Origin of the sequence: Pseudomonas sp. CVAP#3 (assembly GCF_018986375.1) — a bacterium.
In the GTDB taxonomy this organism is placed as follows: domain Bacteria; phylum Pseudomonadota; class Gammaproteobacteria; order Pseudomonadales; family Pseudomonadaceae; genus Aquipseudomonas; species Aquipseudomonas helvetica.
On record NZ_JAHMSC010000002.1, the window covers coordinates 477757 to 490184 of the forward strand.

The 12428-nt window shown below is 58.1% G+C and carries 7 protein-coding genes; 4 read left to right on the plus strand and 3 right to left on the minus strand.

Annotated features, from left to right (window positions below; translation table 11 throughout):
• Positions 1-257 precede the first annotated feature (257 nt).
• Both KRR23_RS05980 and KRR23_RS05985 read left to right on the plus strand, forming a co-directional pair.
• Positions 258-2537: an autotransporter outer membrane beta-barrel domain-containing protein gene (locus tag KRR23_RS05980; RefSeq protein WP_253911938.1), complete on the plus strand. Its 2280-nt coding sequence runs from the start codon at positions 258-260 to the stop codon at positions 2535-2537.
• Positions 2538-2795: 258 nt separating this feature from the next.
• A complete protein-coding gene (locus KRR23_RS05985; protein ID WP_216741742.1) occupies positions 2796-4793 on the plus strand; it encodes a hypothetical protein in 1998 nt (665 codons plus the stop codon).
• 161 nt (positions 4794-4954) lie between these two features.
• On the opposite strand, the gene KRR23_RS05990 is transcribed toward KRR23_RS05985, so the two are convergent.
• From KRR23_RS05990 to KRR23_RS06000, 3 genes are all read right to left on the minus strand, one after another.
• Entirely contained in the window at positions 4955-5596 is a 642-nt protein-coding gene (locus tag KRR23_RS05990; protein ID WP_216741743.1) for a DUF1345 domain-containing protein, read from the minus strand.
• Positions 5597-5791: 195 nt separating this feature from the next.
• The gene (locus KRR23_RS05995; RefSeq protein WP_216741744.1) at positions 5792-8890 is read right to left on the minus strand and encodes an efflux RND transporter permease subunit; all 3099 of its coding nucleotides are present in this window, start codon (positions 8888-8890) and stop codon (positions 5792-5794) included.
• A 16-nt stretch (positions 8891-8906) separates the two neighbouring features.
• Entirely contained in the window at positions 8907-10064 is a 1158-nt protein-coding gene (locus tag KRR23_RS06000) for an efflux RND transporter periplasmic adaptor subunit (protein ID WP_216741745.1), read from the minus strand.
• Positions 10065-10339: 275 nt separating this feature from the next.
• On the opposite strand from KRR23_RS06000, the gene KRR23_RS06005 reads away from it, so the two are divergent.
• Entirely contained in the window at positions 10340-11041 is a 702-nt protein-coding gene (locus tag KRR23_RS06005; RefSeq protein ID WP_054597698.1) for a response regulator transcription factor, read from the plus strand.
• A gap of 2 nt (positions 11042-11043) precedes the next feature.
• Complete coding sequence (locus KRR23_RS06010; RefSeq protein WP_216741746.1) at positions 11044-12345, plus strand: ATP-binding protein; 1302 nt, start codon at positions 11044-11046, stop codon at positions 12343-12345.
• Positions 12346-12428: the final 83 nt, after the last annotated feature.

Genomic DNA, 12428 nt, shown 5'->3' on the forward strand with positions numbered 1-12428 from the left:
ACCGGAAAAAAAGAGAGAGGCCAGCACCTCTCTCTGCTTTTTATGTTCTGACTTGCTAGAGGGAAAAGTCTGATTGAACTGATGAAAAGTCCTACATACGCGAATCGTTTACGCACGTAGTCTCCCGCGCATTCCGGGACGAGAGCTCCCTTGTCTAATTACTGGATCTTTCCTTCAAGGAAAGATAATTACCTGGATACCTCACTATGTCGTTAACGCAACTATTTAACCTGAGCCCGGTTGTCATAGGGCTCAATATGTCATCACTGGCCCTTATGTCGATGATCGCGCCCGATGCCAGCGCCCAGCGCCTGGACGGCACCAGCCTTACAATCAGCGCGCCAGGGGTGACCCGGGATTGGGAGCTTTACAGCGGCGCCGAGTTAACGGTCGACGGTATGTCGACTTTTGCTATAGACGCAACAAAGTCGACGCTCAATGTCAATGCAGGCACGACACAACAAATTTCGGCCCGCCAGGGCTCGACGGTCAATCTGGTCAATACGACGGTCAACGCTGCTGACGGCAATACGGGTGTCACACTGATCGACAGCGTCGCAACCATTACTGACAGCACGATCAACAGTAACGAATTGGGTATGCGCATCGCCCGCAATGCGGGCGGCGACATCGGCTCTACAGCAACGGTGAGCGGCAGCACGATCACTGGCGAAACGGGCGGGGCGTGGGTCACCGGCCTCAGCACGCTGAAGCTTTCGAATTCCACGCTGCAAGGCACTGGCGCCAGCAGTTACGGGCTTCGATTGACCAATGGCAGCGTCACTGCCAGCAATGGCAGCCATATTATCGGCGGCCAGAATGGCTTGCTCCTCGGGCTGGATTCCAATGTTGTTTCTCAACCTAATACAGTGGCTCTGGACAACTCGAGTGTGGTCGGTGGATCGGATTCGGCGATCCTTGTCGATTACGCCGGCAAGGACAGTGCCCCGACGCAGATCGATATTCTCAACGGTTCCACTCTCAAGGGGGGTAACGGCACCATTCTGGAGGTGACGGGACAGGCTCTGGTCAACATGAATGTTGGCAGTAGCGCATTGAACGGTAATGTTCAGGTGGCCGGCAACAGCACCGCGAACCTGAACTTCAATCAAGGCTCGCTGACCGGTGACGTGATCGCCGAGTCGGGTAGTACGGCGAATGTTCAGTTGCAGCAAGGTTCTCTATTGACCGGGCGCCTGGAGAACGTCGCCACACTCGGCATCGATCATCAATCTGTATGGACCATGACCGGCAAGAGCCAGGTCGGTGACCTGCACACAGAGGGCACTGTCAGGTTTGGTGCCGATAATGGCAATGACTACAAGCAACTGGACGTCACCCATCTGTCGGGCGACGGCCTGTTTATCATGCGCACCCACTTCACCACGGGTGAGACCGATCTGCTGAACGTCACCGATACCGCTACCGGCAACCATCAACTGTTGATCACCAGCAGTGGCGTCGATCCGGCCAGTGGTCAGCGCATCATCGTGGTGCGCATACAAGACGGCGATGCTCAGTTCAAGTTGGCCAATGCCGATGGCGCGGTCGATCTGGGTACGTATTCCTATGGGCTGAGTCAGGATGCGGCTGGCAAATACTGGTTCCTCGATCCAAGCAAGCGCAGCGTCAGCCCCTCCACTCAGGTCGTCAGTGCCTTGTTTGAGGCGCCGCTCACTGTGCTGTTAGCCGAAGACGCCTCGTTGCGCACTCGCATGGGCGAGGTGCGCTTCAACACCGGCAAGTCGGGGGCCTGGAGCCGAGCCTTTGGCAGCAAGTACAACGTCGAAGGGGACTACGGCAATAGCTATCGGCAAACGCAGCAAGGTTTTGCGTTGGGTGTCGATACACCGATTGGCGACGGCCAATGGTTGCTGGGCGTGATGGCTGGCTATAGCAAGTCGGACATCGCTTTGAGCCACGGCACCTCGGGCACCGTCGACAGCTACTATGTGGGCAGCTACCTGACCTGGCTGGATGACGTGAGCGGGTACTACGTCGATGGCACCGTCAAGCTCAACCGCTTCGAGAACAAGGCCTACGTGGCGATGAGTGATGGTACGAAGTCCAAGGGTGATTATGGCAACACCGGTGTGAGCGGCTCCGTGGAGTTCGGTCGGAATATCAAACTCGACGATGGTTATTTCATCGAGCCCTTCACTCGGTGGTCGAGCGCCTACATTCAGGGCCAGGATTATGACCTGGACAACGGTATGCACGCCAAGGGCGACCGGACCTGGTCATTCGTGGGTAAGGCTGGGATGACCGCAGGTCGTGACATTCCGATGGCCAACGGTGGCACGCTGCAGCCTTATGTCCGTGCAGCATTGGCCCATGAGTTTTCCAGAAGCAATGAGTACAAGGTCAACGACACTGCGTTCAATCATGACCTTTCCGGGTCGCGCTTTGAAGTGGCAACGGGGGTTGCCATGAAGCTTACAAATCGTTGGAGCGCACACGCCGAGGTCGGGTATATGAACGGCAATAACATCGAGATGCTGATTGACGGAACGGTGGGTGTGCAGTTCAGGTGGTAACGGGCGATTAACTCTTGAAAGCCGCGTTTCGATAGAAGTGCGGCTTTTTTTATGGAGTTTTTTGTGCAGTCGCAAACCTCGGTGAAACGCAAACCGACCGGCGGTCGTTAAACCTGTCATATCTGACAGTAGTCGGTATCGGGGTTCGGGTGTTTAATTTATTGAAAGGGCTAATGGGTCACTTCCTGTTATTGAAGAGCGATCGCCAGTAAGTCCTGTTCGGACGTGCATCAATTCAATTGTTATGGAGAAAATGAAATGACCGCTAAAGAAAAGGCACCACCGAATCTTCACCAACCATTTCCAGGTTCGGTGGAACCGCACCCGGCTCCAGTGATTGATGGACTGATCGAAAATGGACTGTTACCTAAAGTACTTCTGGATCAGTCGGACGTAGTGGTTAAGTTGGTGGCGCTGAATGAATATCATGCCGGTGATACTGCTGAATTACACTTGATTGACCCGAGAAAGCCATTTCCGTCCATTGTTTATGTAGGGCCTCAACAGGATTTGCCAGCGACTGCAGCAGGGTACCCTCAATATTTTGCTCTGCCGAGTGCCGAACTGCTTGATAATGATGTGGCTAATGCCTCAACTCACTATAGAGTGAAATTGATCGTCACTTCAGGCGATACCGGTAACGATATCCCTTCAAAAGAACTCGACAATTGGATCGATCGCAATGCCCCTTACCAAAGTAAATATAACGGTGGCTACATTCGGCCCGTGAGGCCTGCCTTTCTAAATGTGCCACCTGACCAGGTCATCGACGAACGATGGTTGGAAGATAATTCACACTTGGAACTTGAAGTAGACACCGGCTATCCTTTTTATTTGATGAGTGATTTTATCCGGGTTTCTATCTCTGACACTGTGCCGGGCGCCGATTCTCCGCTCCCCAATGAAGTGTTTTCCGGGTATTTGAATTACAGTGGGCTGGTAAATATCCCTGTTGAAACGTTCAAAGGATATCTGGGTGCAGACCGCCCCCTTTATGTGGCTTACTCTATTACCGATAGTGTAGGTAATGCCAGCAAGGTTTCGTTGCACACTTACCTGGATGTGAAGCGTCGACCTGAACCAGTGCTGCAAGCGCCCACGTTGCCGGTACTGGGGCTCGATGGCGTGCTTGATTTAGAAAAGGTTCAGCCAACGCCGAGATGCTACGTTCCTCGTCCAGAACACTCACTCCCAACGGACCGGATCTTGTTGTACCTTGATGATGTTGCAGTGGCAGAACAGGCAGTGGGTGAGGGGCCAGGTCCCTTGGTGTTCGCACTCAGCTACTTGGTCATCAGGCAATTGCCTATTGATCATGAAACACTGTATGAGGCACACCTGTCCTATCAATTCAAACGAGATAGTGAATTGCCGCGTCAGTCCCCCACGCTAACGTTTGATATTGACTTTATGGAAGCCGGCCCAAAAAGCCCGAATCTACCGGACTTGATAAACCCGCAGATGGTCAATGTCGAACTTCGAGGGGCTTCCGGGACACTGAATCATATAACGAGCGAGGACCATGGCAAACCGGTCACTATCCGGACACCGATGAAAAATCCTGGTGACCCTTGGGTGGTTCTAGGCAATGAGACTGTTGGACTTTGGTTCGCTGGAAATCTGATCTACACGTTGCCTTTGACTGGTACCGAGATAGAACTTACATACGAAATGCCTTGGCTTGTTATCGAACAGGCAGGTCCCGGCAACCACAATGCTTTTTGGACTATTCAATGGGGTGGAAGCAAGAATGTGTTTCGCTCGGAAAGAACTGTGGTGACCGTTGATGCAGCAGCCGCAGTCGAATTTTCGCCTCCATCGGCACCCACTTATACAATTATTGATAATGGTGTCAGCAAGGAGATCATTAACTGCCGCAGTCTTACCGGTACAGGTGCAGACCTTCAATTAACGGTGACCGTTCCTGTCGATGTCACCTATATGCCAAAGGGTTCCGTTGTCGAAGTGCATTCAGTCGGTACGTATGATCGTCTTGGCTTTGAGATCATTGAGGGCACTCAGTTCTTTGGGACTTACACGATCACCGGCAGTGAAGCGGGGAAAGTGTTTACGCTGAACATTCAACCCTATTCAACTAAAATAAAACCCATTCAGCCGCCCCTTGAGTCAGGAATGCTCAATGGCGTTATAAAAATCTGGTATGTCGTGCGGGTTAATGGTCAGCCCGTTTCGTCGGAGATGTTCGTGCGTGAAGTTAGGCTGTTGAGCGGTGGCATGTATTGCAACGAGGTGTAAACACTTTAATCAATGCAGGTCAAGACAGCAGAGAGAGGTTAACACCTCTCTCTGTTTTCTATACTTTGACTTTGCTGGGGGGGGGGAAGTCTGCTTGGGCTGATGAAAACGCTGTCATTGGTCGCGCCCAACGCGCTCAATAGTGCAGTGCGCAGTTTTCATCAACTGAACAATCCCGCGGCAATATTGATCGAAAAGCCAAGGATGGCCGTATTGAACAGAAAACCGATCAGTGACTGGGCCAGCACGATCTTGCGCAAACTGCGTGTGGCCACCCCGACATCGGCGGTTTGCACGGCCACGCCGATGGTGAACGAGAAATACAGGAAGTCCCAATAGTTGGGGTTTTTCAAGCCTTCGGCAAAGCGCAGCGCCGGCTCCTTGCCATCCCAGGTGTAGAACAGCCGGGCGTAATGCACGCTGAAGATCACCCCGACCAACAACCACGAACCGATCACCGTCATCCCGGTGAAGCCGTAGTGCAATAGCCGTCGGCTGGTCTCCAGGTCTTTGCTGCCGGCCAGTTCCAGGGTGATAGTGGCGAGGCTGGCAATCGCCGCGATACAGACGATGAGCAGTACTATGCCGGCGTTTTCATCTTCGACTTCGGCGATGCGTTTTACATCATCGGCCCGCGCGCGGATGGTGAGCCAGAGCATCAGTACCAGATAGGTCCAGACTCCGGCATTCCAGCCAATAAGGATTTTGCTGATGATCGAACTGGCCGGAGCCAGGAGGCCGACCGCTACCCCCAGCAGGGCGGCGGCGGTCAGTCGAGGGTGGGTACGCAGGAGGTGTGGCATGGTCACTCGATAGGACAGGTTTTAACCACCATAGCGCAGCGCGGTCCATTGTGGCGAGGGAGCTTGCTCCCGCTGGACCGCGAAGCGGTCCCAATATCAGCAGCCGCTATCCGTCAGATAAAACTCATAGACTGGTTTACGACCGCTGCGCGGCCGAGCGGGAGCAAGCTCCCTCGCCACAAGGTTGTGTCTGGTTCAGGGTTTAGCTTGGCGTTTCCTGACCAACTTCATCACCACCACAAAAAACACTGGCACAAACACCACCGCCAACGTCGCGGTGATCATTCCGCCGATCACGCCAGTGCCGATCGCCTGCTGACTCGCCGAGCTGGCGCCGGTGGCAATCGCCAGCGGCACCACGCCAAGAATGAACGCCAGCGAGGTCATGATGATCGGCCGCAGACGCAAGCGTGCGGCTTGCACCGTGGCCTCGATCAGGTCATGGCCTTCGTCGTACAGGCTCTTGGCGAACTCGATGATCAGGATCGCGTTTTTCGCCGACAGCCCGATGATGGTGATCAGCCCGACCTTGAAGAACACGTCGTTGGGCATTCCGCGCAAGGTCACCGCCAGCACCGCGCCGAGCACGCCCAGCGGCACCACCAGCAGCACCGAGGTCGGGATCGACCAGCTCTCGTACAACGCCGCCAGGCACAGGAACACGATCAGCAACGACAAGCCGAGCAGCATCGGTGCCTGGCTGCCGGACAAGCGCTCCTGCAATGACAGACCGGTCCATTCCTGACCCAGTCCCGCCGGGCCTTGGGCGACCAGACGCTCGATTTCCGCCATCGCTTCGCCGGTGCTGTGACCGGGTGCCGGCTCACCGGAAATGCTGATGGCCGGGTAACCGTTGTAGCGCGTCAGCTGCGCCGGGCCCTGGGTCCATGTGGCCTGGACGAATGCCGACAACGGCACCATTTTTTCGGCGTTGTTGCGTACGTGGATCTTCAGCAAGTCGTCGACCTGACTGCGTTGATCGCCTTCAGCCTGAACCACCACCCGCTGCATCCGCCCCTGATTGGGGAAGTCGTTGATGTACGCCGAACCGACGGCGGTGGACAGCACGTTGCCGATATCGGCGAAGGAAACGCCCAAGGCATTGGCCTGTTTGCGGTCGACCTCCAGTTGCACTTGCGGTGCTTCCGCCAGGGCACTTTCGCGCACGTTCATCAGGATCGGGCTTTTCTCGGCAGCCGCCAGCAAGGCACTGCGCGCTTGCATCAGCGCCGCATGACCCAGGCCTCCGCGGTCTTGCAGGCGGAACTCGAAACCGCTCGACGTACCGAGACCGTCAACCGGAGGCGGCAGCACCGAGAAGGCCACGGCGTCCTTGATCTGGCTCAGGGCAATGTTGGCGCGATTGGCAATCGAGGCCGCCGAGTCATCGCTGCCTCGCTCCGACCAATCCTTGAGCGTGGTAAACGCCAGGGCCGCGTTCTGGCCGCTGCCGGAGAAGCTGAAGCCGAGAATCACTGTGCTGTCGCCGACACCGGGTTCAGTGGCGTTGTGCGCTTCGATCTGCTCGACCACCTGCACCGTACGGTTCTTGCTGGCGCCCGGTGGCAGTTGAATGTCGGTGATGGTGTAACCCTGGTCTTCGACCGGCAGGAACGAAGACGGCAAGCGACTGAAGCAAAAAACCAGGCCGATCAACAACACCCCGTAGACCAGCAGATAACGACCACTGCGTTTCAGCGCATAAACCACCCAGCGCTGATAACCCTCGGTCATCTGCTCGAAGCGCTGGTTGAACCAGCCGAAGAAACCGCCCTTGGCATGATGTTCACCTTTGGCGATCGGTTTCAGCAGCGTGGCGCAGAGTGCCGGGGTGAGTGTCAGGGCGAGGAACGCCGAAAACAGAATCGACGTCGCCATCGACAGCGAGAACTGCTGGTAGATCACCCCGACCGAGCCCGGCATGAACGCCATCGGGATGAACACCGCCACCAGCACCAGGGTGATGCCGATGATCGCCCCGGTGATCTGGCTCATCGCCTTGCGCGTTGCTTCTTTGGGCGACAGGCCTTCGTTGACCATGATCCGCTCGACGTTCTCGACCACGACGATAGCGTCGTCGACCAGAATGCCAATCGCCAGCACCATGCCGAACATGGTCAGTACGTTGATCGAGAAACCCAATGCCAGCATGACGCCAAAGGTGCCCATCAACGCCACGGGCACCACCAACGTCGGGATCAGCGTATAGCGGATGTTCTGCAGGAACAGGAACATCACCGCGAACACCAGCAGCATCGCCTCGCCGAGGGTGTAAACCACTTTGGTGATCGAGACTTTGACGAACGGCGAGGTGTCGTATGGAATCTTGTATTCGACGCCGGCCGGGAAGTAGCGCGCCAGCTCGTCCATCTTCTCGCGCACCAGCGTTGCAGTGCTCAAGGCGTTGGCGCCGGGCGACAGCTGCACGCTGACCGCTGTCGACGGCTTGCCGTTGAGGCGGGTGGAGAACTGGTATTCCTGACTGCCGATTTCGACCCGCGCCACGTCGCCTACGCGCACGCTGGAACCGTCGGGATTGGCCCGCAGCACAATGTCGGCGAACTCTTCGGGGGTCGACAACTGACCTTTCACCAGCACGGTGGCGGTGATTTCCTGGGTGGTGCGAGCCGGCAAGTCGCCGATGCTGCCGGCCGAGACCTGGGCGTTCTGCGCGACAATCGCGGCATTGACGTCGGCCGGGGTCAGGTTGAAACCGATCAGTTTCTGCGGGTCGATCCAGATCCGCATGGCTCGCTCGGCGCCATACAGCTGAGCCTTGCCGACGCCGTCCAGACGCTTGATCTCGTTCATCACGTTGCGCGCCAGGTAATCGCTGAGCGCCACGTCATTGAGCTTGCCGTCGCTGGAGGTGAGGGTGATCAGCAGCAGGAAACCGGCCGAGACTTTCTCGACCTGCAAACCTTGTTGGGTCACCGCTTGCGGCAGGCGTGATTCGATCACCTTGAGCCGGTTTTGCACATCAACCTGGGCCATTTCCGGATCGGTGCCGGGCTGGAAGGTGGCGGTGATGGTCGCGGTGCCAAGGCTGCTCTGGGATTCGAAATACAGCAGGTGGTCGGCGCCGTTGAGCTCGCCCTCGATCAGACTGACCACGCTTTCGTCGATGGTTTGCGCCGAGGCGCCCGGGTACACCGCATAGATCTCGACCTTCGGCGGTGCAACATTGGGGTACTGCGCGACGGGCAGCTGCGGGATAGCCAGCGCGCCGGCCAACAGGATAAACAGTGCGACCACCCAGGCGAACACCGGGCGGTCGATAAAGAATTGCGGCATAAAGTCTGCGTCCTGCCTACTGCCCGGTGACCTGGGCAAGGGGAAGAGGGGCGTCGTCGATTTCTACTTTCTCGCCGGGACGGGCGTGCTGCAGGCCTTCGATGACAATGCGGTCGCCGGGCTTGAGGCCGCCGGTGACGATCCAGCGATCCTTCTGCACCTGGCCGAGCTGCACCGGTTGCTGGCTGACACGGGCGTCGGCGTCGAGCAACAGCACCTGAGCAATACCGGCGCTGTCACGCAGGATCGCCCGTTGCGGCACGCTGATGCCGTGCTGATTCACCGCTTGCTCCAGGCGCACGCGGATGAAACTGCCCGGCAGCAGGTCGAGGTCCGGGTTGGGGAACTCGCTGCGCAGAATGATCTGGCCAGTGCCCGGGTCGACACTGATGTCGGCGAACAGCAGCTTACCGGGCAATGGGTAGAGACTGCCGTCGTCCTGAATCAGCGTGGCTTTGGCCTGATCCTGGCCGACCTGTTGCAGTTGCCCGGCACGAAACGCCCGGCGCAACTCGTTGAGTTCACGGGTCGACTGGGTCAGGTCGGCGTGGATCGGGTCCAGTTGCTGGATCAGTGCCAATGGCGTGCTTTCGTTCTGCCCGACCAGCGCGCCTTCGGTGACCAGCGCACGGCCAACCCGCCCGGAAATCGGAGCGGTGACAGTGGCGTAACCGAGGTTCAGTTTCGCCCGCTGCACAGCGGCCTGATTGGCCGCGACATCGGCGGCGGTCTGCCGGACGGCGGCGCGGGCGTTGTCGTAATCCTGGCCGCTGATGGCGTTGCCTTCGATCAACTGTGCATAACGCTGCTCTTGCAAGCGCGCCTGAAAGGCATTGGCCTCGGCTTTGCGCAGCGCCGCCTGGGCGCTGTCCAGATCAGCCTTGAACGGTGCCGGATCGATGCGAAACAGCACGTCGCCCTGTTTGACGTCGCTGCCTTCGCGGAAGGTCCGTTGCAGGACCACGCCGGCCACCCGGGCGCGGACTTCGGCGATACGCGGCGCGGCGATCCGCCCACTCAGCTCGCTGCTGATCGACAGTGGCCGGGCTTCGATGGTTTCGATCCGGACCGTGGCCAGCGGCGCTGTTTCTTCGGCAGTGGAGGACTTGTCGCACGCACTCAGCGTCATTGCCAAGGCAATCAGGCCGAGCTTCGCAAACAGGTTCTTTGACATGTAAATACCCCAATAATGACCCCGGCATCCTACGGGGAGGGGACGAGCGTAGCGGTGAAGCTTTGTAGGTGCTGTGTGAAATTGTGTAAGGGTTTTACTCATGCCTGTGCGAGGGCGTATATCCTTGGCGCCTGCTTCGCAGTCGATCGCGGGCAAGCCTTGCTCCTACAGGTATCGAGCCGGACGCAATATTTGCGAACGCCCCCTGTCCGTAGGAGCAAGGCTTGCCCGCGATAGCGATCCACTGGTCACCATTGCATTCCCTGGAAACACCCATGCCCAACATCCTCCTGGTCGAAGACGATTCCGCACTCTCTGAATTGATTGCCAGCTACCTTGAACGCAATGGCTATCAGGTCAGTGTGATCAGCCGTGGCGACCATGTGCGCGAACGGGCGCGGGTCGATCCGCCGGATCTGGTGATCCTCGACCTGATGTTGCCGGGCCTCGATGGTTTGCAGGTCTGTCGCTTGCTGCGCGCCGATTCGGCGGCTCTGCCGATTCTGATGCTGACCGCCCGCGACGATAGTCATGACCAGGTGCTGGGCCTGGAGATGGGCGCTGACGATTACGTCACCAAGCCTTGCGAGCCGCGCGTGCTGCTGGCGCGGGTGCGGACTTTGCTGCGGCGCAGCAGCCTGAACGAGCCGCAGACCGCCAGCGACCGAATCCTCATGGGCAATCTCTGCATCGATCTGTCGGAGCGCACTGTGACCTGGCGCGAGCAGTTGGTCGAACTGTCCAGCGGCGAATACAACCTGTTGGTAGTACTGGCTCGCCACGCCGGTGAAGTGCTCAGCCGCGACCAGATCCTGCAACGCCTGCGCGGCATTGAATTCAACGGCACCGACCGCTCGGTGGACGTGGCGATTTCCAAGCTGCGGCGCAAATTCGACGACCACGCCGGCGAAGCGCGCAAGATCAAAACCGTGTGGGGCAAGGGCTATCTGTTCAGCCGCTCCGAGTGGGAATGCTGAACATGCTGCGCATTCTGATCCGCCTCTACCTGATCACCATCGTCACCTTTAGCGCGGCGATTTATTTCATCCCGGATCTGGTGATCAAGGTTTTTCACGAGCGATTCGTGAACTACAACCTTGATCACTCCCGAGGCTTGCAGAAGCTGATCAGCAAACAGTTTCACGGAGTGCCGACCGAGCAATGGACCCACCTGGCGGCGCAGCTGGATCAGGACTTCAGCCCGTTGCACGTGGCACTGGTGCGTAATGACGACGCGGATTTCACACCCTACGAACGTGAGCGTCTGGAGCGCGGTGAAAACGTCATCCGCATAGGCGACTGGGGCTGGCGCACGCTGGCGGTGTCACCGCTGGATCAGCAACTGTCGGTGAAACTGGTGGTGCCGCCGGATCCGCTGGACGTCAATTTGTTGTACTGGAGCATCAACGTACTGATCGGCGCTGCGCTGCTGGCTTGCCTGCTGATCTGGCTGCGACCGCACTGGCGCGATCTGGAGCGTCTGAAAAATACCGCCGAGCGCTTCGGCAAGGGCCATTTGAGCGAGCGCACACAGATCCCGCCGAGTTCGAACATCGGCAGCCTGGCCAACGTTTTCGACACCATGGCCGGCGATATCGAAAACCTCCTGAATCAGCAACGTGACTTGCTCAATGCGGTGTCTCACGAATTGCGCACGCCGTTGACCCGACTGGACTTTGGCCTGGCACTGGCATTGTCCGACGACTTGCCGGCCGCCAGCCGCGAGCGTTTGCAGGGGTTGGTTGCACACATTCGTGAACTGGATGGGCTGGTGCTGGAATTGCTTTCCTACAGCCGTCTGCAGAATCCGGCACGGGTGCCGGAGCAGGTGGACGTGTCGCTGGATGAGTTCATCGACAGCATTCTGGGCAGTGTCGATGAAGAACTGGAGTCGCCGGACATCGTCATCGACGTGTTGCTGCATGGCCAACTCGAACGCTTCAGCCTCGACCCGCGCCTGACCGCCCGAGCGATCCAGAACCTGCTGCGCAACGCCATGCGCTACTGCGAAAAACGGATTCAGATCGGCGTGCAGGTCTGCGCAAAAGGGTGTGAAATCTGGGTCGACGATGACGGCATCGGCATTCCGGAAGACGAACGCGAGCGGATCTTCGAGCCTTTCTATCGCCTGGACCGCAGCCGCGACCGCGCCACGGGCGGGTTTGGCCTGGGGCTGGCGATCAGCCGTCGGGCCCTGGAAGCCCAGGCCGGCACACTGACAGCCGAAACCTCGCCGCTGGGCGGGGCGCGGTTCCGGTTGTGGCTGCCGACCCCGGTTTGATCTCAGGTCTTTTACTGACACTCAACGGTAACTCGAGCTTGCACTGACCTTGTGGCGAGGGAGCTTGCTCCCGTTGGGCCGCG